We start from the raw sequence: 19,430 nt of genomic DNA on the forward strand, positions 1-19,430 counted from the left end.
CTCCTCGTGAGACGACGACTGCTCGCCGCCCTCGTGGCACTGCTCCTCGCCGGGACCGGCGCGGTGGTGCTGCTGGCCTACGTGCGCGGCGCCGACGCCCGTGCCCTCGCCGGGGTGCGGACCGTGGACGTCCTGGTGGTGGACCAGCCGGTCCCCGAGGGGACGCCGGCCGAGGACCTCCCCGACCTGGTCCGCACCGAGCGGCTCCCGGCCAAGGCCGCCGTCGAGGGCGGGGTCACCGACCTCGACCAGCTCGCCGGGCAGGTGGCCACCGCCGACCTGCAGCCGGGCGAGCAACTGCTGGCCACCCGCTTCGCCGCCCCCGAGGACCTCGCCGTGCCCGGCACCGTGGCCGCGCCCCCGGGGACCTCGGAGGTCAGCGTCCTGCTCGAGCCGCAGCGGGCCGTGGGCGGCCGGCTGGCGGCCGGCGACGAGATCGGCGTCTACGTCTCCATGACCCTGGAGAACGAGGCCGGGAAGACCGTCGGCACCACGCACGCGACCCTGCACGGCGCGCTGGTGACCCAGGTCCAGGGCGCCCCGGCGCCGGTGCCCGACGACACCACCGACACCGCGTCGTCGGGCGGGGCGGCGCCGACCGGCAGCCTGCTGGTGACCGTGGCCGTCCCGGCGCGCGACGCCGAGCTGGTCGTCTTCGGCATGGAGCACGGGACCGTGTGGCTCGCGCTGGAGCCCGAGGGCGCCGACCGCAGCGGCACGAAGATCGTCACCCAGGGCAACGTGTACGGCGACCTCTCCGCCCTGGGCAACGTCTACGGGGAGTCCAAGTGAGTCGAGTGGTGCTGGGCGCGGCGGGCGAGGAGCTCGTCCTGCGCGTCAAGGAGGCGGCCGACGGCGACGTGCACGTGCTGCCGCCGGGCCGGCTGCCCGCCGACCCCGCGCGGCTGTTCGAGCAGCTGGTCGACGGCGAGCTGCCCGACGTCCTGCTGATCGGACCAGACGCGGTGTTGCAGGAGGCGTTCGGCCTGGCCGCGCGCCTGGACGTGCAGTGCCCGGGCATCAGCGTCGTCCTGGTCGCCGACCCGACGCCGGAGACCTGGCAGGAGGCCATGCGCGCCGGCATCCGCGACCTGCTGGCGCCGACCGCCGACCCCGCCGAGATCCGCGCCGCGGTCGAGCGGGCCGGGTCGGCCGCAGCCGGACGGCGGCGGGTGCTGCGGCCGGTCGAGGAGACCGCCCGCTACACCGGCCGGGTCATCACCGTGGCCTCGCCCAAGGGCGGCGTCGGCAAGACGACCGTGGCCTCCAACCTGGCGATCGGGCTCACCGAGACCGCGCCCCAGTCGACCGTGCTCGTCGACCTCGACGTGCAGTTCGGCGACGTCGCCTCGGCGCTGGGCCTGGTGCCCGAGTACGCGCTGCCCGACGTCGCCCACGGCCCGGCGGCCGAGGACACGATGGTCCTCAAGACCTTCCTCACCCAGCACCCCAGCGGCCTCTACGCCGTCTGCGGCGCGGACTCGCCGGCCGCGGGCGACAGCGTGACCGCCGCCGACGTCACCCGCCTGCTCGCATCGCTGGCCCGCGAGTTCCGCTACGTCGTCGTCGACACCGCGCCGGGCCTGTCGGAGCAGACCCTCGCGGCGCTGGACCGGGCCACCGACGTCGTCATGCTCAGCAGCATGGACGTCCCCGGCGTCCGCGGGCTGCGCAAGGAGCTCGACGTGCTGGGCGAGCTGTGCATGATCCCCGCCGGCCGGCACGTGGTGATGAACTTCGCCGAGGCCAAGGGCGGCCTGTCGGTGCGCGACGTGGAGACCGCGATCGGCACCGGGGTGGACGTCGTCGTCCCGCGCTCGGCCGCGGTGCCGGCGTCGACCAACCAGGGCGTGCCGATCCTCGCCGCCGGCCGCCGGGACCCCGCCGCCAAGGAGCTGCGCCGGCTGGTCGCCCGGTTCGCCGCGACGCCGATCGTGCGCCCGGGCCGGTACCGCGCCAAGCACCGGGCGGCGTCGTGAACCTCGCCTCCCGGCTGGCCGCGGCGCAGGGACGGCACTCGGCGCCCGAGGCCCCGGCCGCCCCCTCCGCCGTCCCGCCGCCGCGGCCGGTGTCCCGGCCGGCCGCCCCGGTCGCGGCGCCGCCCACCGACGCGCTCACCCGGCTCAAGGACCGGGTGGCCAAGGCGCTGTTCGAGCGCATGGGCAGCCGGATGAACGACCCGTCGCTGTCGGAGGACCAGCTGCGCACGATCGTGCTCGGCGAGCTCGACGAGGTGGTCGAGGAGGAGCGGGTCCCGCTCTCGGCCGAGGAGCGGGCGCGGCTGACCGCGGAGCTGGCCGACGACGTGCTCGGCTACGGCCCGCTGCAGCGGCTGCTCGACGACCCGAGTGTCACCGAGATCATGTGCAACGGCCCCGACGCGGTCTACGTCGAGCAGGGCGGCAAGCTGGTCCGCTCCGGGGCGCGCTTCACCTCCGAGGAGCACCTGCGCCGGGTGATCGACCGGATCGTCTCGAAGGTGGGCCGCCGGATCGACGAGTCCTCGCCGATGGTCGACGCCCGCCTCGCCGACGGGTCCCGCGTCAACGCGATCATCCCGCCGCTGGCCTTCTCCGGCTCGACGCTGACCATCCGCAAGTTCGCCAAGGACCCCTTCGGCGTCGAGGACCTCATCGGCTTCGGGACCCTCTCGCCGGAGATGGCCGAGCTGCTGCACGCCTGCGTCGAGGCCCGGCTGAACATCATCGTCTCGGGCGGCACGGGCACCGGGAAGACCACGCTGCTCAACGTCCTCTCCTCGTTCATCCCCGAGGGCGAGCGGATCGTCACCATCGAGGACGCCGTGGAGCTGCAGCTGCAGCAGGAGCACGTCGTCCGGCTGGAGTCGCGGCCGCCGAACATCGAGGGCCGGGGCGCCATCACCATCCGCGACCTGGTCCGCAACTCGCTGCGGATGCGGCCCGACCGGATCGTGGTCGGTGAGTGCCGCGGCGGGGAGAGCCTCGACATGCTGCAGGCGATGAACACCGGTCACGACGGCTCGCTGTCGACCGTGCACGCCAACTCGCCGCGGGACGCGATCGCCCGGCTGGAGACCCTCGTGCTCATGGCCGGCATGGACCTGCCGCTGCGGGCGATCCGGGAGCAGATCGCCTCCGCCGTCGACGTCGTCGTCCAGCTGACCCGGCTGCGCGACGGCACCCGTCGGGTCACCCACGTCACCGAGGTCCAGGGCATGGAGGGGGAGACGGTGACCCTGCAGGACGCGTTCCTCTTCGACTACTCCGCCGGCGTCGACGCCGCCGGCCGGTTCCTCGGCCGGCCGGTGCCCACCGGCGTCCGGCCGCGGTTCACCGACCGCTTCGAGGAGCTCGGCATCCGGGTCTCCCCGCGGGTCTTCGGCACCGTCGAGCCGCGCCGGGGGTGGGCCTGATGTCCCCGCTGCTGTTCGCCGCCGGGCTGCTCGCGGTCACCGCCGCGCTGCTGGTCCTGGCGCTGGCCGTCCTGCCGGCCGGGCCGCGGCGGGTGCCGCTGTCCCGCCTCGACCCCACGGTCGCGCCCCCGGCGTCGGCGCTGGCGGGGGCGTCGGCGGTCGCCGGGGCCGCGGTCGAGCGCGCGCTGGCCCGCCGCGGCCGGGTGGCGGCCGGCACCGCGGCGCTGGAGCGGGCCGGGGTGGCGATGGCGCTGGCCGACGTCGTCCTGCTGGTGGGCCTGGCCGGCCTCGTCCTCGGCGCCCTCGGCTTCCTTGCCGGCGGGGTGCTGCTCGCCGTGCCGCTCGCGGCGCTGGCTCCGCTGAGCGCCAAGGTGGGGCTCGGCCTGCGGCGCCGGCGGCGCCAGGCGGCCTTCGCCGACCAGCTCGACGACTCGCTGCAGCTGATGGCCTCGAGCCTGCGGGCCGGCCACAGCCTGCTGCGCGCGGTGGACTCGGTGGCCACCGAGGCGGCGTCCCCCACGTCGGAGGAGTTCGCCCGCATCGTCAACGAGACCCGGGTGGGCCGCGACCTCGGCGACGCCCTCGAAGAGGTGGCCGAGCGGACCGCCAGTGACGACTTCCGCTGGATCGCACAGGCCATCGCCATCCACCGCGAGGTGGGCGGCAACCTGGCCGAGGTGCTCGACACCGTCGGGCACACGATCCGCGAGCGCAACGCGATCCGCCGCCAGGTCAAGGCGCTGTCGGCCGAGGGCAAGCTGTCGGCGGTCGTGCTGATGGCCCTGCCGTTCGGCATCGTCGCGTTCCTGGCGGTGAGCAACCCGGCGTACCTGTCCGGCTTCACCGAGAGTCTCGCCGGCTACGTGATGATCGGGGTCGCCGCCGCGTTGCTCACCGTGGGCGCGGTGTGGCTCAAGAAGACCGTGACGATCCGGTTCTGATGAGCACCCTCCCGCCTCCCGTGCTCGCGGCCGCGCTGGCCGTCGCCCTCGCCGTCCCGCTGCTGGGCTGGGCCCTGCTGGCCCGGCCGCAGGACGCCGCCGCCCGTGCCCGCGCCAACCTGACCCGGGGCCTGGACCTGCCCGGGGCCGCCGCCGGCCGGTCGCGCCCGCGGCTGCTGCCGCGGCTGGCCAGGGCGCTCACCCCGGCCGGCACGGTGGCCCGGCTCGACCGGCTGGCCGCCGCCGCCGGCCGTCCCGCCGAGTGGCCGGTGCCCCGGCTGGTGGCCGCCAAGCTGGTGCTCGCCGCGGTCGCCGCGGCGCTGGGCCTGGTGGTGGCGACCGCCCGGCCCGGCCCGCTCACCGTGCTGATGGCCGTCGTCGCGACCGGGGTGGCCTACGTCGTCCCCGAGCTGCTGCTCTACAGCCGCGGGCAGGAGCGGCAGCAGGCGATCGGCCTCGAGCTCGCCGACACCCTCGACCAGATGACCATCGCGGTGGAGGCCGGGCTCGGCTTCGAGGCGGCGATGTCGCGGGCCGGGCGCAACGGCCGCGGCCCGCTGGCCGAGGAGCTGATCCGCACGCTGCAGGACATCGGCGTCGGCCAGCCGCGGCGGGAGGCCTACCTGGCGCTGGCCGAGCGGACGGCGGTCCCCGACCTGCGCCGGTTCATCCGCGCGGTGGTCCAGGCCGACGCCTACGGTGTCTCGATCGCCGACGTGCTGCGCACCCAGGCCGCCGAGATGCGGCTCAAGCGCCGGCAGCGGGCCGAGGAGAAGGCGATGCAGATCCCGGTCAAGGTGATCTTCCCGCTGATCGTCTGCATCCTGCCGACGCTGTTCATCGTGCTGCTCGGTCCCGCCGTCATGGACATGGTCGGCGCATTCAGCGGCTGACCCGTGCACTCCCGCGGAAGTGCACGGGTCAGGGCTCAGCCGGTCGAGCGGGGCTGGGCCGGGTTGGTCGGGTCGCCCTGCGACGGCGGGTTCATCGGTGGACCGGAGGTCGCCTGCGACACCTTGGAGCCGGCCGAGGCGTGCACCGGGTCGTCCGCGGCCGCGGACGCCGGGTCACCGCCCGAGGGCTGCGCGCCCTCGTGCAGGGACTCCAGGCGGTTCTCCATGGCCATGACGACCTGCAGTCGGTTCGCGTGGGCCCGCTCGTAGTCGAGCAGCGTCTGCAGGCCGGTCGCGTCCAGCGTGCGGATGCGCGAGATCAGTCCCTCCACCGGCAGGTGGTCGTAGTCGGGCAGCGGCAGCTGGTCGTGCTCGGTCATGGGGAGGCGCCTACCCCTGCCTGCCGGATCCGACACCGTGTGTGGCGGTCGGGCCGGTGGGTAGGCGGCGAGCAGTGCGCGTCCCGCCGAGGACGCCGTTCCGCACACCGATCCCGCACTGAGGAAGTGGTCCCCACCCATGGACGTGTCCTTCCTGGCACCGGTCTTCGAGGCCCCAGGTCCCTTCGCCACTGTCACCGCTGACGTCACCCACGTGACGGAGAACGCCGACACCGAGCTGGACCTCCGCGTCCGGGCGGTCGCCGAGAAGCTCACCGAGCAGGGCGCGCCGGAGGCCGTCGTCGAGGCGGTGCGCAGCCGACTGCTCGAGGGCAACGACGGCGGCGAGGCCGGCACGATCCGCGGCCGCGCGGTGATCGTCGCCTCCGACGGCAGGGTGGTCTTCGACTCCCAGCTCGGCGACGTGCCGCGCCAGGAGCTCGCCGAGTGGTCGCCGCAGCCGGACCTGCTGCCGGTGCTGCGCGCGCTGCCCGGCCGCGTGCCGCACGTCGTGGTCCTCACCGACCGCACCGGTGCCGACCTCACCCTCGCCACCCTCCCCGGCCACGCCGAGGAGGAGGAGACGGTGAAGGGCGACACCTTCCAGATCCGCAAGTTCCAGGGCGGCGGCTGGGCCCACCACCGGTACCAGCACAACGCCGAGAACAAGTGGGTGCACAACGCCGACGACGTCGCCGAGCACATCGCCTCGGTCGTGCGCCGCCTGCACCCCCGCTTCGTCCTGCTCGCCGGTGACATGCGCGCCCGGCAGATCCTCACCGACCGCGCCAGCGGGCTGTGGTCGGACCTGATCGTCTCCATCGACGAGGGCGGCCGGGCCGCCGGCGCCGACCGGGAGCCGGTCGAGCGCAAGGCCGCCGAGCTCGTCGCCGAGCACGAGGCCCGCGACGAGGCCGAGGCCGTGGAGAAGATCAGCTCCGCCGGCGCCCACGGGCTGGCCGTGACCGGCACCGCCAACGTCGTCGAGGCGCTGCGCAAGGCGCAGGTGGAGACGCTCGTGCTCGCCGACCCCGCCGACGACGAGAAGCTGCTCGTGGGCGCCTCGCCGCTCGAGCTCGGCGTCGACCAGGCCGACATGGACGCCCTCGGCGTGCAGGAGGTCCACTCGGTGCCGGCCGAGCGGGCGCTGCTGGCGGCGGCGGTGGCGAGCACGGCCGGCGTCGTCGTCGTGCCGCGCGCGGCCATGCCCGGCGACATCCCGGTGGCGGCGATCCTCCGCTACACCGACGACTCCACCCCCACCCCGCAGTGACGGAGGCCGCAGCCATGTCCGATCCGCACCAGGAGGGCACGCCCGCCGGGACCAGCCCGGCCGACGTCGACCGCCGCGCCGCCATCGCCGAGGTGCTGGGCAAGGAGGTGTGGCCGGCCGACCGGGACACCCTCCTCGCCCGGGCGCAGGAGTCGAACGCCACCGACCGGGTGCTGGCCGACCTGCGCCGGCTGCCGGAGGGCCGGCAGTTCGACAACGTGCAGGACGTGGCCCGGGCGCTCGGCATCGGCACCGAGCAGCAGCGGTTCTGAGGAGGCCTCGTGGTCACCCAGAAGGAACCCAGCCCCGAGGCGCTGGCCAACGTCACCGAGCACAACATCGAGACCCGCGCCGACCTGCTCCCCGAGGAGGCCGAGATGAAGGGCTCGGGCATGGAGGAGGTGGCCGCCGAGGTGATCCTGGCCGAGTCCGAGGAGCGCACCCTGCACCCGGACCCGGACGACGCCCAGGGCGCCCACCGGCAGTCCGCGGAGACGGCGGACCTGCCCTGAGCCGGCCGCACGAGCACCCGGTCCAGCTGCGCTGGTCGGACACCGACGTCTTCGGGCACGTCAACCACGCCCGCGTGCTCGGCCTGCTCGAGGACGCCCGGCTGGCCATGGCCGACCCCGGTCCGGGCGGGGGGATCATCCTCGCCCGGCTGGAGGTCGACTACCTGCGGCAGATCCACTACCGCGCCGGTGAGCACCTGACCGTCGTCGGCACGGTGACCCGGCTGGGCCACAGCTCCATCGGACTGCGCCAGGAGCTCGCCCAGGACGGGCAGCCGGCACTGCGCGCGGAGATGGTGTTGGTCAACTTCGACTACGCCGCCGACGCCTCGACGCCCCTGACCGGGGACCAGCGGGCGCACTGGTCGCGCTGGCTCGTGGACTGACCGCCGGCGCGGGCGGTCAGCCGGGCGGAGGTGCGGTGCTGTCCCGGACCACCAGCCGGGTGGCGAGCTCGATCCGTGGTCCCTCGACCGGCTCGCCCTGCATCAGCCGGAGCACGGTGCGGGCGGCGAGCATGCCCATCTGGGCCAGCGGCTGGTGCACGGTGGTCAGCGGCGGCGGGGACCACTGGGCCTGGGGCAGGTCGTCGAACCCCACCACGCTGAGGTCCTCGGGCACCCGCAGACCCTGCCTGCGGGCTGCCTCGTAGACACCGAGCGCCATCTGGTCGTTGGCGGCGAAGACCGCCGTGGGCCGGTCGGGGAGCCGCAGCAGCGCACCGGCGCACTCGAACCCGGACGCGTACCCGAAGTCGCCCTCCAGTACCAGGTCCGGGTCGACGGCGACGCCGACGGCGCTCAGGCCGGCCCGGTACCCGTCGAGACGGGCGCGGCTGGACCACAGGGGAGCCGGGCCGCCCACGAACCCGATCCGGCGGTGACCCAGCCCGGTCAGGTGGTCGGTGGCGCTCAGCCCGCCGGCCCAGTCCGTCGCGCCGATGGTCGGCACGTCGAGCGACGCGACCCCCGCCGGGTCGATGACCACGGCCGGGACCTGCAGCTCCTCCAGCTCCGACCGCAGTGTGGGGTCCAGCTCGCTGGTCACCAGGATGGCGCCGTCGCTCGCCCGCGCTCCGAGGTTCTCCAGCCAGGCGCGGGTGGCGCTGGCGCGGCGGTGGATGGCCGAGACGACGGTGCCGACCCCCTCGGCGTGCGCGGCCTCCTCGACGCCGCGGATGATCTCCACCGCCCAGGGGCTGTCGAGGTCGTTGAACACGAGGTCGACCAGCCGTGCCCGGTCCCGCGCGCGGCCCCCGCGGCGCTGGTACCCGTGCTCGCGCAGCAGCTGCTCGACCCGCTCGCGGGTGCGCGGCGCGACGTCGGAACGCCCGTTGAGGACCCGGGACACGGTCGGCAGGGAGACGCCGGCCTCCGCCGCGATGGCCGCGATCGTGATGGCACGGCCCTGACTCTCGGACACCCGTTCCTCCTCCTCGGAGGGTCCAGCCTAGGGCCGCGCGCTCTCGGGGCGGGACCACCGCACGGTCCGGGACCGAGCCTTGACGTACCGCGACACCCATCCGTAACGTGGCTCACGTTCCGGAAACTTTCGGAAACCTCGAACAGCTCCTCTCGGAAGGTCCAGCTGCATGCGTGCTCACACGTCCCGCATCGTCGCCCGGGGTGCCCTCGGGCTCGGTCTGGTGCCCGTCCTCCTGTCCGCGGCGGTGCTGCCCGCCGCCGCGGCTCCCGCGCAGGAGGCGCCGCCGAGCCACGCCAACGAGGACCAGTCCTACGGCCAGGCCAAGAAGAACGGCCTGCGCACGGTCGCGCCCGACGACCTGGTCATCGGCACCGCGGCCGCCGGTGGCGGGCACCACGTGGACGCCGGCTACCCCGACCCGTTCACCTACGACAAGCAGTACCGGCGTCTCCTCGCGGCGGAGTTCAGCTCCGTCTCGCCCGAGAACCAGATGAAGTGGGACTTCATCCACCCCGAACGGGGCGTCTACAACTGGGGGCCGGCCGACGCCATCGTCGACTTCGCCGAGGCCAACGGCCAGGTCGTGCGCGGCCACACCCTGTTGTGGCACAGCCAGCTGCCCGCGTGGGTGCACGAGATCGAGGACCCCGAGGAGCTCCGCGCGGTCCTCAAGGAGCACATCCAGACCGTGGTCGGCCGCTACGCCGGCCGCATCCAGCAGTGGGACGTCGCCAACGAGATCTTCGCCGACGAGTGGGACGACGGCGGCGTGCGGCTGCGGGACGGCTCGACGGGTGCCACGGCCAACCCGTTCATCGAGAAGCTCGGCCCGGGCATCATCGCCGACGCCTTCCGCTGGGCCCACGAGGCCGACCCGGAGGCCAAGCTCTTCCTCAACGACTACGCGGTCGAGGACTGGAACACGAAGAGCACCGCCTACTACAACCTGGCCAAGCAGCTGCTCGCCGACGACGTCCCGCTGCACGGCTTCGCCTTCCAGGCGCACCTGGACCTGCAGTACCCCTTCCCGACCACGCTGCAGGCCAACATGCAGCGCTTCGACGACCTGGGCCTGGAGACCGCGATCACCGAGCTCGACGTGCGGTTCACCCTGCCGGCGAGCGGCGTCCCCACCGCCGACCAGCTCGAGGACCAGGCGGACACCTACCAGGGCGTGCTCGAGGCGTGCCTCGCGGTGGAGGACTGCAACTCGTTCACCATCTGGGGCTTCACCGACAAGTACTCCTGGGTGCCGAGCTTCTCGCCGGGCCAGGGCGCGGCGACCGTGATGTTCGAGGACTACGAGCGCAAGCCCGCCTACTGGGCGCTGCACGAGACCCTGGCCGCGGCGCAGGACTGACCGCGGCCCCACCGGCCAGGAGCTGACCGCCGGGCGGTCGCCACGCACGACGGCGACCGCCCGGCGTCAGCGGCCACCCCGGGGCGGCCGCCCGTCCCGGTCCGATCACGTTCCAGGGGGAGTCCATGACCACGTCCCGCAGGCGCGCGCTGCGCCTCGCCACCGCACCGCTGACCCTCGGCGCACTGCTCCTCGGCGTCGCGCCGGCGCAGGCCGACGGCGCCGGCGCCGGCCCGGGCCAGGGCGGCCCGGCGACCGCCGAGATCGTCACGACCACGAAGCTCGAGGGCCGGGTCGCAGCCCTCACGTTCGACGACGGGCCCAACACGCGCGACACCCCGCGGCTGCTCGGGGTGCTGCGTGAGCACGACGTGAAGGCGGTGTTCTGCCTGTGGGGCGACGTCGCCCGGCAGAACCCGGACCTGGTCCGGCAGATCGTGGCCGAGGGGCACACCCTCTGCAACCACACGATGCACCACGACAACCTGACCAACTGGTCGCCGGAGGCCGTCCGCGCCGACCTGGAGGCCACCTCCGCGCTCATCCGCGAGATCGTGCCGGGCGCGCGGATCCCCTACTTCCGCGCCCCGTACGGCGCCTGGGGCCAGAGCCCGCAGGTCGCCGCCGACCTGGGCATGCAGCCGCTCGGCTGGACGGTCACGATCGAGGACTGGGAGACCCAGGACGCCGACGTCCTCACCGAGCGGCTCGAGAGCCGGGTGCGGGCCAACCCCGGCGCGGTCGTCCTGCTCCACGACGGCCCGGACATCAACCGCAGCGGCACCGTCGAGGCCGTGGCGCGGGTGATCCCGGAGCTCGAGGCCGAGGGCTGGCGCTTCCACAAGCCCGACCGCCGCGGCTGACCGTTTCCTGACAGGGGGACCCGCGACGGGGTGCCGCCAGTGGCACCCCGTCGCGGGTCCTGCCTGTCCCAACGGGGTAGTGCAGCGCCATGCCGAAGACGACGAAGAGCGGCGACGCGAGGGACGAGGAACTCCCCAGCACCCTGCAGCGCTCCGACGAGAAGGCGCAGCGCACGTACGCCAAGGCGCACGACTCCGCCGTCGAGACCTACGACGGCGACGAGCAGCGGGCCAACCGGGTCGCGTGGGCGGCGGTCAAGCACACCCACGAGAAGGTCGGCGACCACTGGGAGCCCAAGGACCACAAGGGGCCGAGTGACCCCCAGGCCGAGGGCGGCGCCGGCACCGACCGCGAGACCAAGGGCGGGGTCGACGCGAACGCCACCAAGGAGCACCTCATGGACGTCGCCAAGCGGCTCGACGTCCACGGCCGCTCGTCGATGACCAAGGACGAGCTGGTCGATGCCATCCAGCAGGCCAACGACCGCGAGACGCGCCGGGCGCGGGAGGAGTAGCCGCGGGCGGGGTACCCGGGCGGCATGAGCCCACGCCCGCTGTCCGAGCAGGTCGTCGTCGTCCTCGGTGCCTCCAGCGGCATCGGCCGGGCGACGGCACTGGAGTTCGTCCGCCGCGGGGTGACCCGCATCGTCGTCGCCTCGCGGTCGGTGGAGGCCCTGGCCACGCTGGTCGACGACCTCCGGGAACGCCCCGCGGAGGCCGTCGCCGTCCCCACCGACATCACCGACGACGACGCGGTGGCCACCCTCGCGCAGGACGCGGAGGAGCGCTTCGGGCGGGTGGACACCTGGGTCACCGTGCCGGCGGTCAGCGTCTACGCCACCGTCGCCGACACCACGATGGCCGAGTTCCGCCGGGTCACCGAGGTCAACTACCTGGGCCACGTCGCCGCCGCGAAGGCCGCCGTCCCGGTGCTCGAGCGGGACGGCGGCGGGGTGCTGGTCGGCATCGGCTCCGTGGAGAGCCACCGGGCACTGCCGCTGCACGCGGCCTACTCGGCGAGCAAGGCCGCCGTGCGGCTGTTCTACGACGCGCTGCGCATGGAGTTGACCGACGCCGGCTCCCCGGTGTCGGTGTGCACGGTGCTGCCGGCCAGCATCGCGACGCCCTTCTTCGAGCACTCGCGCAGCCGGACCGGGTCCATGCCCAAGCCCCCGCCGCCGGTGTACGCCCCCGAGCTCGTCGCCGAGGCGGTCGTCCGGCTGGCCGAGCACCCGCGCCGCGAGGTGCCGGTCGGTGACGCCGCGTTCGGCTTCCTCACCGGGCAGAAGGTCAGCCCCGCGCTCACCGACGCGCTGCTGTCGGTGGTCGGCCCGCGGGCCCAGACCAGCGACCGCCCCGACGACGGCACCGACATCCTCGACACCCCGACGCCCGGACCCGGCCGGGTGCGCGGCGAGTACGCCGACCAGGCGCTGACCACCAGCCCGCTGAGCCGGGCGGCCTGGGCGGTGCCCCGGCCCGGCGACCTGCTCATGCGCGCCCGGCGCCGCCGGTCCTCGGGCTGAGGTCAGCCGGCCGGCACCGTCCAGAGCTCGCGCTGCGGCGAGCCCAGGAACGACGTCCCGGCCGGGGTGAGGACGACGGCCTCCTCCAGGCCCAGCCGCACCCCCTGACCGCCCCACTCCGGCACCGTCGCGCGCACCGCGAGTTCCAGCGCGTAGACGGTGCCGGTGTGCAGCACCCGGTCGCCGTCGCCGGGGACGCCACGCTGGTCGTCCCACCGGCCGATCGCCGGCCCGGCCCCGTGCCCGTGCACGCCGATCGGGTGGGAGTACACCTCCGCGGCGAGCCCCTCGGCGTCGGCGGCGGCGCGGGCGGCGGCGAGCACCTCGTTGCCGGTGCGCCCCGCGGTCAGCGCCTCGGCGGTCAGCGCCCGCACCCGCGTGCCGGCCGTCCACGCCGCCTGCAGTCCGGGCGGGGGAGCGGTCTCCCCGTGCCGCAGCAGGTAGCCGCTGCGCTGCAGGTCGGTGGCCAGGCCCAGGCTGGTGAGGCCGGCGTCGCAGGTGACCAGGTCGCCGGGCTCCAGGACGGCGTCCCGCGGCAGCGCCGGTAGCGCCACGCCGCCCTCGTCGAGCAGCGGGACCCCGGCGCGCTGCACGGTGACCCCCGGGTGGAACCACGGGGGGACGCCGAGGTCGGCCAGGCGCTGGTGCAGCCACCAGGCGAGGTCGCCCGCCGTCGTCGCGCCCGGCGTCAGCGCGGCGGGGGAGAACGCCTCGGCGAGCACCCGGTCGGTCAGCCGGTTGAGGGCGTCGAGGGCGGCGACCTCCTCGGGCAGCCGGGTCTCCAGCCAGCCGACGACGAGGTCCTCGGCCGACACCAGGCGCCCCGCCCACGGGCCCAGGGCGTCGGCCAGCGCCCGGTGCTCGGTGACGGTGAGCCCGTCGGCCGGCGCGCAGCGGGCCGAGACGTCGATGCCGATGCGGCGCGGTGCGGCCTGCTCGACGATCCGCCGGACGGCGTCCCACTCCCCGCCGTCCTCCGGCGACCAGCCGGGCAGGAACTGGCCGACCGGGTAGCGGGAGACGGCGACCGGCGTGACGCCGTCGTCGCTGCGGTGCAGCACGAGGACGGTCCGCCGCCGCGCCGACAGCCACACGGCCGGCAGCAGCGTCGCGAGCACCGGGTCCTCGTTGTTCTCGCGGCCGGTGACGATCCACAGGTCGATGCCCGCGCGGTCCATCAGCCCGGGCAGCACCTCGAGCAACCGCTCGGTCAGCCAGCGGTCGCGGACGTCGGCCTGCTGCCGCAGCGGCAGCGGCACCGTCCGGGTCGGGTCCGGGACCACCAGGGTCATGGGGACAGGGAAGCAGAGAACCGCCCTCCCCACCGGGTGAGGACGGGGACGCTCAGCGGACGTCGGAGGGCAGCGCCGGGCCCGGGACGGTCGGCGGGCCGAACCGCTCGCCCGACGGCGCGGGGCGGGGCCGCGGCGGGCAGGTGCCGGCCACCCGGTCGCGGCCGCCCTGCTTGGCCTCGTACATGGCGGCGTCGGCGCGGTCGACCAGCCACCACAGCGCCGCGGCGGGGTCCTCGCCGTCGACCGGCCGGGTCAGTGCGACGCCGATGGAGGCGGTGACGCCGTGGCCCTGCGCGGTGCGCGCGCCCGCCACGGCCTGCCGGAGCCGCTCGGCCAGCCGCTGCGCCTCCCCGGGATCGCCGACCAGGCCGAGCACCACCAGCTCCTCACCGCCCAGCCGCGCGAGGACGTCGCTGGGCCGGACGGTGGCCGACAGCGCCCGCGCCACGGTCTGCAGGACGGCGTCGCCGACGGCGTGCCCGTGGACGTCGTTGACCTGCTTGAAGTGGTCGAGGTCGATGACCATCGCGGCCACCCGCAGGCCCTCGCGGCGGGCCTGCCGCCAGGTGCGCGGCGCCTGCTCGACGAGGTGGCGCCGGTTGGCCAGGCCGGTGAGCGGATCGCGGAGGGTGAGCGCCGCGGTCTCCGCCAGCAGCGCCCGCTCGCGGTGCCGCAGCACGGCCACGCAACCCGCGACCAGGTCGAGCATGCCGGCGTGCACGGCGACCTGGACGGCGAGACCGACCGGGTCGGGGTAGCTGGTCCACAGCGCGACCAGGACCGCCAGCGGCGTGGCGACCATGTTGACCGCGAGCATCCACGGGCGCAGGAACCAGGCCGCCACGACCGCGGGGAACAGCAGCATGAGCGGCGTGGCGTAGCGCACCGGGTCCTGGATGCACAGCGCGACGACGGCGTAGATGAGGTCGCCGAGCAGCACCAGGCCGAAGGTCTGCCAGCGGCCGACACCCCGGCGCACCACCAGCGGCACCGCGGCGAGCAGGCAGGCGGCCATCGTCGCGCCGTAGGCGGTGCGCATGACGCCGTCGCGGACGACGCCGTCGAGGGCCAGGTTGACCAGCCCCGTGCCGCCGCCGGTGACCAGCAGCACGGCCAGCAGCAGGGCGGCCACTCGGGTCTCGGCGCCGTCCCGGCGCTGGGCGGGTGCCGGACCGTCCAGGTCACGCGCTCGGACCGTCACGGGCGAGAGGATGCCTCATGAGACGGCCGGAGCGGGGCGCCTCGCGCACGCGAGACGCCGTCGTCCGCCACGACCGGGCGGCCGGGGGGTTCACCGCGGCCCTCGCCGGGGCACGCTCAGGGGGACGGTCGTCGACGAGGAGGTGCCCCCGTGGCGCAGGGACCGTGGTTCTACTGCCTGAAGCACAACACCGTCGAGGACCGGGACGGGTGCGCGGAGCGGCACCGGCTGGGGCCCTACGCCACCCGCGAGGAGGCCGCGATCGCGCTGCAGTCGGTGGCCGAGCGCAACGAGCGCCTCGACGCCGAGGACCGGGAGTGGCGGGAGGGCGACTGACCCGCGCCCGTCCCGCTCAGCGCCGGGCCAGCGAGAGCAGTTCCGGCACCAGCTCGCCCGGCGCCGGCATCGCGGCGATCTCCGCGGCGACCTCGCGGGCGGCGTTCCGCAGCGCCGGGTCACCGACGAGCCGCTCGAGGTGTGCCGCGGTGACCTCGCCGGGCTCGGTCGCGATGCCTGCGCCGCGCGCGGCCACGAGGTCGGCGTTGGTCCGGCGGTCACCGGCGCCGCGCACGACCAGCTGCGGCACCCCGGCGGCCAGCGCGGTGAGCAGGGTGCCCGCTCCTCCGTGGTGGACGACGCCGTCCGCGGCCAGCAGCACCCGCGGGAACGGCAGCCAGTCCGCCGTCCGGACCTGGGCCGGCAGCGGACGTCGGGTGACCCACCGGTCGGGGCGGACGAGGACGACGTCGAGGTCGGTGCCCGCGGCCGCGGCGGCGACGTCGCCCATCAGGCGGTCCCGGCCGGGGGAGGCGACGGTGCTGCGGCTGACCAGCACCCGCCGCCGCGCGCCCGGCCGGGTGAACTCCTCGTCGACGGGGCGGTCGGGTGTCCACGGGACGAAGCGCATGGGCCGCCCCTCTCGCGGGCCGACCAGGCTCGGCGGTGCCGTGGTCACCACCTCCACCGGCGCCGGGAGGTCACCCAGCCGGCGGGCGGGCCGGTAGACGCCGAGGGCGGCGGCGCTCAGTTGCCCGACGTCGAACAGGTTGCCCTCGACCAGCACCGCCGGCACGCCGAGCCGGGCGGCGGCCTCGGCCCCGGCCGGTGCCAGCGGCTCGTGCACCACCAGGTCGGGGCGGAGCCGGTCGGCGAGGGCCACCACGGCGTCGGCGGTGCGCGCGCCGAGGGTGCCGAACAGCAGCCCGACGGCCCGGGTGCCGCCCCGCCCGGCGAGCTCGCGGCGGGCCAGCAGCGGGTGGCGCGCCATGAGCCGGCCGAACAGCGGCCCCAGCCGCAGCCGCGGTGCGACGTCGGCGGGCGGCAGCTCCGTCGGACACACGCCGATGCCGTCACCGGCGGTCGCGACGGTCACCTCCGCACCCGCCTCGCGCAGCGCCAGGGCCAGCGGGACCAGCGGCAGGACGTGGCCGGTCAGCGGGGAGGCGACCACCAGCACGCGCACGTCGCCAGGCTGGCCGCGGTCGCGCGCCGGCACAAGGTGTCCCGCGCCCGGTGAGCGTGTGCGCCGGTGCGGTGTCCCGCGCTCCGGAGTGCGGCGTGGGCGCACCCGCTCCGGGAGGATCGGGGCGTGGTGCTCGCGGGTTCGGTCGCGGTCCTGCACGGGGCCGCCGTGCTGCTCATGCTCACCGGCGCGCTGCTCGCGCTCCGGTGGCCCCGGCTGGTGCTCGTGCACGCGCCGGTGGCGCTCGCGGTGCTGGCCGTGAACCTGGCCGGCGCCGCCTGCCCGCTGACCACGCTCGAGCTCGCGCTGCGGGAGCGGGCCGGCGCGGCGCCCTACGACGGCGGCTTCCTCGCCCACTACGTCTACGGCCCGCTCGGCCTCGACGTGGCGGCGACGTCCACGCAGGTCGGCACGTACCTGCTGGCGTTCGGCCTCAACGCGCTCGGCTACGGGCTCCTCCTGGCGCGGGCCCGGCGGGGAGCTCAGCCCAGCAGCCCCGCGACCGCCCAGGCGAGCACCAGTCCCAGGACCACGGCGCCGGCGGCGAGCCACGCCCGCCGCGACCGCACCCCGGCCACCGCCATGCCCAGCGCGAGCGGGATGGCCAGCCCGACCGCAGTGACGGCCGACCACAGCAGCCCGCCGCCCAGGTCGGGCGGGTCGGCGCAGTCGACCAGGCAGCCGCTGAACGCGGCGTAGGAGAACAGCGCCGCGACGGCGATCGGCTGGGTCAGCAGCGTCGTCACCACGATGCCGAGCAGCACCCCGGCCACGCGACGCACCACGGGCGGCCGCCGGGCGGGTCCGGCGGGCCGGTCGGGGGTGCCGTCGGCGGTCACCGGTCAGTCGAAGGAGTGCTCCGGGCCGGGGAAGACCCCGCCGCGCACCTCGTCGGCGTACTCCCGGGCCGCGCGGAGCAGCTCTCCGCGCAGGTCGGCGTACTTCTTCACGAACCGCGGCACCCGGCCGCCGTTGAGGCCGGCCATGTCCGGCCACACCAGCACCTGGGCGTCGCAGTCGGGCCCGGCGCCGATGCCGATCGTCGGGATGGCCAGCTCCCGGGTCACCTCGGCGGCGATCGCGGCGGGCACCATCTCCAGGACGACGGCGAACGCGCCGGCCTCCTGCACCGCGCGCGCGTCGGCGAGCAGCTGCTCGGCGCCGACGCCGCGGCCCTGCACCCGGAACCCGCCGAGGGCGTGCTCGCTCTGCGGCGTGAAGCCGACGTGCGCCATCACCGGGATGCCGTTGTCGGAGAGCAGCCGGATCTGCGGCGCCACCCGCACCCCGCCCTCGAGCTTGACCGCCTGCGCGCCGCCCTCCTTCATCATCCGGACGGCGGTGGCGAACGCCTGCTGCGGCCCGGACTCGTAGCTGCCGAAGGGCAGGTCGGCCACGATCAGCGACCGCGTGGTCGACCGGGTGACCGCCTTGGTCATCAGCAGCAGGTCCTCGACGGTGACCGGCACGGTCGAGGAGTGGCCGAGCACGACGTTGCCGGCCGAGTCGCCGACCAGCATCACCGGGATGCCGGCCTCCTCGAACACCGCGGCGGCGTAGGTGTCGTAGGCCGTGAGCATCGCCCACCGCTCCCCGCGCTCCTTGGCCTGCTGCAGGTGGTGGATGCGCACCCGGGCGGTCGACGTCCCGCCGTACAGCACCGACTCCGTCACGCCTGGGCTCCTTCGCGGACGCTGGGCAGGCTCTCCCGCCAGCGGTTGGTGATGGGCAGCCGCCGGTCACGGCCGAAGGCCTTGAGGCTGATCTTCGTCCCGGGTGCCGACTGGCGGCGCTTGAACTCGGCGACGTCGACCAGCCGCAGGACGCGGGCCACCACCTCGGGGTCGTGGCCGCGCTCGAGCAGCTGGGCCATGCCGAGGTCGCGGTCGACGTAGTCGGCGACGACGGCGTCGAGCTCCTCGTAGGAGGGCAGGGAGTCGCTGTCCTTCTGCCCGGGCGCGAGCTCGGCCGACGGCGGCTTGTCGATGGAGTTCTGCGGGACCGGTTCGGTCTCGCCGCGGTCGCGGGCGTGCGCGTTGCGCCAGCGGGCCAGCTCCCACACCAGCGTCTTGGGCACGTCCTTGATCGGTGCGAACCCGCCCGCGGCGTCGCCGTAGAGCGTCGAGTAGCCGACGGCGACCTCGCTCTTGTTGCCGGTGGTCAGCAGCAGGTGCCCGTGCTGGTTGGACAGGCCCATGAGCAGCGTGCCGCGGATGCGGGCCTGCAGGTTCTCCGCCGCCGTCCCCGACAGCTCCACCGCCGACTCGAACGCGTCGACCATCGGCGCGATCGGCACCGTGGAGAAGTGCAGGCCCAGCCGCCGCGCGCTGTCCTCGGCGTCGGCGAGTGAGTGCTCCGAGGACCACCGCGACGGCAGCGCGACGGCGTGCACCCGGTCGGCGCCCAGCGCGTCGACCGACAGCGCGGCCACCAGCGCGGAGTCGATGCCGCCGGAGAGACCGAGGACCACCGACGGGAAGCCGTTCTTGTCGATGAAGTCCCGCAGGCCCAGCACCAACGCCCGCCAGACCTCCTCGTGGTCGGACAGCGGCTCGGCGACCCGCCCCGGCCGCGGCTCGAAGGCGGCCACCGGCTCCTCGGAGACGACGGTGCGGGTGACCGTCATCGGGCCGATCCGGCCCTCCCGCCGCTCGGGCACCCGGGCACGGTCGAGGGTGAGGTCGACGCAGAGCAGGTGCTCGACGAACTGCGGCGCCCGGGCCAGCAGTTCGCCGTCGGCGGCGACGACCAGCGAGTCGCCGTCGAAGACCAGCTCGTCCTGCCCGCCCACCAGGTTGCAGTAGACGATCGGCGCGGGGGGCGCGGCCGCGCGGGGGCGCCCCCCCCGCCCCCCCCCGGCCGAAGATTCCCCCCCCGGCGGGGGGGCGGGTGGGGGGTTAACCAC

22 protein-coding genes are annotated in these 19,430 nt (G+C 75.3%); 15 read left to right on the plus strand and 7 right to left on the minus strand.

Annotation, left to right across the window (positions count from 1 at the left end; all coding sequences use genetic code 11):
• Positions 1-6 precede the first annotated feature (6 nt).
• The 5 genes from cpaB to ACI79O_RS19610 are packed head-to-tail and all read left to right on the plus strand — an operon-like array spanning position 7 to position 5,228.
• Positions 7-792, plus strand: a complete 786-nt coding sequence (gene cpaB / locus ACI79O_RS19590; protein WP_456893176.1) for a Flp pilus assembly protein CpaB — start codon at positions 7-9, stop codon at positions 790-792.
• Complete coding sequence (locus tag ACI79O_RS19595) at positions 789-1,979, plus strand: AAA family ATPase (RefSeq protein WP_456893178.1); 1,191 nt, start codon at positions 789-791, stop codon at positions 1,977-1,979. The genes cpaB and ACI79O_RS19595 overlap by 4 nt, the downstream gene beginning before the upstream one ends.
• Positions 1,976-3,394 carry a CpaF family protein gene (locus tag ACI79O_RS19600; protein ID WP_456875432.1) on the plus strand — a complete coding sequence of 473 codons (1,419 nt, stop codon included), beginning with the start codon at positions 1,976-1,978 and terminating at the stop codon, positions 3,392-3,394. Before ACI79O_RS19595 ends, ACI79O_RS19600 begins: the two co-directional genes overlap by 4 nt.
• Complete coding sequence (locus ACI79O_RS19605; protein ID WP_456875433.1) at positions 3,394-4,335, plus strand: type II secretion system F family protein; 942 nt, start codon at positions 3,394-3,396, stop codon at positions 4,333-4,335. Before ACI79O_RS19600 ends, ACI79O_RS19605 begins: the two co-directional genes overlap by 1 nt.
• Positions 4,335-5,228, plus strand: coding sequence for a type II secretion system F family protein (locus ACI79O_RS19610; protein ID WP_456893180.1), 894 nt, complete (start codon positions 4,335-4,337; stop codon positions 5,226-5,228). The genes ACI79O_RS19605 and ACI79O_RS19610 overlap by 1 nt, the downstream gene beginning before the upstream one ends.
• Positions 5,229-5,263: 35 nt before the next feature.
• On the opposite strand, the gene ACI79O_RS19615 is transcribed toward ACI79O_RS19610, so the two are convergent.
• Positions 5,264-5,608 carry a hypothetical protein gene (locus tag ACI79O_RS19615; RefSeq protein ID WP_456893182.1) on the minus strand — a complete coding sequence of 115 codons (345 nt, stop codon included), beginning with the start codon at positions 5,606-5,608 and terminating at the stop codon, positions 5,264-5,266.
• Positions 5,609-5,747: 139 nt separating this feature from the next.
• Here ACI79O_RS19615 and ACI79O_RS19620 point away from each other — a divergent pair, with 139 nt between their 5' ends.
• The 4 genes from ACI79O_RS19620 to ACI79O_RS19635 are packed head-to-tail and all read left to right on the plus strand — an operon-like array spanning position 5,748 to position 7,779.
• A complete protein-coding gene (locus ACI79O_RS19620) occupies positions 5,748-6,881 on the plus strand; it encodes a baeRF2 domain-containing protein (RefSeq protein ID WP_456914962.1) in 1,134 nt (377 codons plus the stop codon).
• A gap of 14 nt (positions 6,882-6,895) precedes the next feature.
• Positions 6,896-7,153, plus strand: a complete 258-nt coding sequence (locus ACI79O_RS19625) for a DUF2795 domain-containing protein (RefSeq protein ID WP_456893186.1) — start codon at positions 6,896-6,898, stop codon at positions 7,151-7,153.
• 9 nt (positions 7,154-7,162) lie between these two features.
• Positions 7,163-7,393 carry a hypothetical protein gene (locus tag ACI79O_RS19630; RefSeq protein ID WP_456875438.1) on the plus strand — a complete coding sequence of 77 codons (231 nt, stop codon included), beginning with the start codon at positions 7,163-7,165 and terminating at the stop codon, positions 7,391-7,393.
• 26 nt (positions 7,394-7,419) lie between these two features.
• A complete protein-coding gene (locus ACI79O_RS19635) occupies positions 7,420-7,779 on the plus strand; it encodes an acyl-CoA thioesterase (protein ID WP_456914970.1) in 360 nt (119 codons plus the stop codon).
• Positions 7,780-7,795: 16 nt separating this feature from the next.
• Here ACI79O_RS19635 and ACI79O_RS19640 read toward each other — a convergent pair whose 3' ends face one another.
• The gene (locus tag ACI79O_RS19640; protein ID WP_456914963.1) at positions 7,796-8,815 is read right to left on the minus strand and encodes a LacI family DNA-binding transcriptional regulator; all 1,020 of its coding nucleotides are present in this window, start codon (positions 8,813-8,815) and stop codon (positions 7,796-7,798) included.
• 169 nt (positions 8,816-8,984) lie between these two features.
• On the opposite strand from ACI79O_RS19640, the gene ACI79O_RS19645 reads away from it, so the two are divergent.
• The 4 genes from ACI79O_RS19645 to ACI79O_RS19660 all read left to right on the plus strand — a co-directional run bounded on the left by ACI79O_RS19645 (position 8,985) and on the right by ACI79O_RS19660 (position 12,567).
• Positions 8,985-10,178 (plus strand): endo-1,4-beta-xylanase, encoded by a 1,194-nt coding sequence (locus ACI79O_RS19645; protein ID WP_456893188.1) that lies wholly within the window; start codon positions 8,985-8,987, stop codon positions 10,176-10,178.
• Positions 10,179-10,303: 125 nt separating this feature from the next.
• Positions 10,304-11,041 carry a polysaccharide deacetylase family protein gene (locus ACI79O_RS19650; protein ID WP_456893190.1) on the plus strand — a complete coding sequence of 246 codons (738 nt, stop codon included), beginning with the start codon at positions 10,304-10,306 and terminating at the stop codon, positions 11,039-11,041.
• 89 nt (positions 11,042-11,130) lie between these two features.
• Entirely contained in the window at positions 11,131-11,556 is a 426-nt protein-coding gene (locus ACI79O_RS19655) for a ChaB family protein (protein WP_456893192.1), read from the plus strand.
• A 24-nt stretch (positions 11,557-11,580) separates the two neighbouring features.
• Positions 11,581-12,567, plus strand: a complete 987-nt coding sequence (locus tag ACI79O_RS19660) for an SDR family oxidoreductase (protein WP_456893194.1) — start codon at positions 11,581-11,583, stop codon at positions 12,565-12,567.
• Between the two features lie 2 nt (positions 12,568-12,569).
• On the opposite strand, the gene ACI79O_RS19665 is transcribed toward ACI79O_RS19660, so the two are convergent.
• On the minus strand, positions 12,570-13,859 hold the full coding sequence (locus ACI79O_RS19665; protein ID WP_456914964.1) for a M24 family metallopeptidase: 1,290 nt from the start codon (positions 13,857-13,859) through the stop codon (positions 12,570-12,572).
• A gap of 52 nt (positions 13,860-13,911) precedes the next feature.
• Positions 13,912-15,063: a diguanylate cyclase gene (locus ACI79O_RS19670; RefSeq protein WP_456914965.1), complete on the minus strand. Its 1,152-nt coding sequence runs from the start codon at positions 15,061-15,063 to the stop codon at positions 13,912-13,914.
• Positions 15,064-15,213: 150 nt separating this feature from the next.
• Between ACI79O_RS19670 and ACI79O_RS19675 the strand changes: the two genes are divergently transcribed.
• On the plus strand, positions 15,214-15,399 hold the full coding sequence (locus ACI79O_RS19675) for a hypothetical protein (protein ID WP_456914966.1): 186 nt from the start codon (positions 15,214-15,216) through the stop codon (positions 15,397-15,399).
• A gap of 16 nt (positions 15,400-15,415) precedes the next feature.
• On the opposite strand, the gene ACI79O_RS19680 is transcribed toward ACI79O_RS19675, so the two are convergent.
• A complete protein-coding gene (locus ACI79O_RS19680; protein ID WP_456914967.1) occupies positions 15,416-16,525 on the minus strand; it encodes a glycosyltransferase in 1,110 nt (369 codons plus the stop codon).
• Positions 16,526-16,651: 126 nt separating this feature from the next.
• Here ACI79O_RS19680 and ACI79O_RS19685 point away from each other — a divergent pair, with 126 nt between their 5' ends.
• Complete coding sequence (locus ACI79O_RS19685) at positions 16,652-17,224, plus strand: DUF2784 family protein (RefSeq protein WP_456914968.1); 573 nt, start codon at positions 16,652-16,654, stop codon at positions 17,222-17,224.
• 143 nt (positions 17,225-17,367) lie between these two features.
• On the opposite strand, the gene panB is transcribed toward ACI79O_RS19685, so the two are convergent.
• A complete protein-coding gene (gene panB, locus ACI79O_RS19690; protein ID WP_456893204.1) occupies positions 17,368-18,198 on the minus strand; it encodes a 3-methyl-2-oxobutanoate hydroxymethyltransferase in 831 nt (276 codons plus the stop codon).
• The gene (gene nadE / locus ACI79O_RS19695; RefSeq protein ID WP_456914969.1) at positions 18,195-19,430 is read right to left on the minus strand and encodes an NAD(+) synthase; all 1,236 of its coding nucleotides are present in this window, start codon (positions 19,428-19,430) and stop codon (positions 18,195-18,197) included. Before nadE ends, panB begins: the two co-directional genes overlap by 4 nt.

This window comes from Geodermatophilus sp. SYSU D00696 (genome assembly GCF_054050235.1).

What these genes read in the sequence shown, in the direction of transcription:
- ACI79O_RS19610 (WP_456893180.1), top strand. Translation starts at nt 4,335, where the DNA reads ATGAGCACCCTCCCGCCTCCCGTGCTCGCGGCCGCGCTGGCCGTCGCC.
- ACI79O_RS19645 (WP_456893188.1), top strand. Translation starts at nt 8,985, where the DNA reads ATGCGTGCTCACACGTCCCGCATCGTCGCCCGGGGTGCCCTCGGGCTC.
- ACI79O_RS19615 (WP_456893182.1), bottom strand. Translation starts at nt 5,608, where the DNA reads ATGACCGAGCACGACCAGCTGCCGCTGCCCGACTACGACCACCTGCCG.
- ACI79O_RS19665 (WP_456914964.1), bottom strand. Translation starts at nt 13,859, where the DNA reads ATGACCCTGGTGGTCCCGGACCCGACCCGGACGGTGCCGCTGCCGCTG.
- ACI79O_RS19650 (WP_456893190.1), top strand. Translation starts at nt 10,304, where the DNA reads ATGACCACGTCCCGCAGGCGCGCGCTGCGCCTCGCCACCGCACCGCTG.
- ACI79O_RS19625 (WP_456893186.1), top strand. Translation starts at nt 6,896, where the DNA reads ATGTCCGATCCGCACCAGGAGGGCACGCCCGCCGGGACCAGCCCGGCC.
- ACI79O_RS19620 (WP_456914962.1), top strand. Translation starts at nt 5,748, where the DNA reads ATGGACGTGTCCTTCCTGGCACCGGTCTTCGAGGCCCCAGGTCCCTTC.
- ACI79O_RS19660 (WP_456893194.1), top strand. Translation starts at nt 11,581, where the DNA reads ATGAGCCCACGCCCGCTGTCCGAGCAGGTCGTCGTCGTCCTCGGTGCC.
- ACI79O_RS19605 (WP_456875433.1), top strand. Translation starts at nt 3,394, where the DNA reads ATGTCCCCGCTGCTGTTCGCCGCCGGGCTGCTCGCGGTCACCGCCGCG.
- ACI79O_RS19655 (WP_456893192.1), top strand. Translation starts at nt 11,131, where the DNA reads ATGCCGAAGACGACGAAGAGCGGCGACGCGAGGGACGAGGAACTCCCC.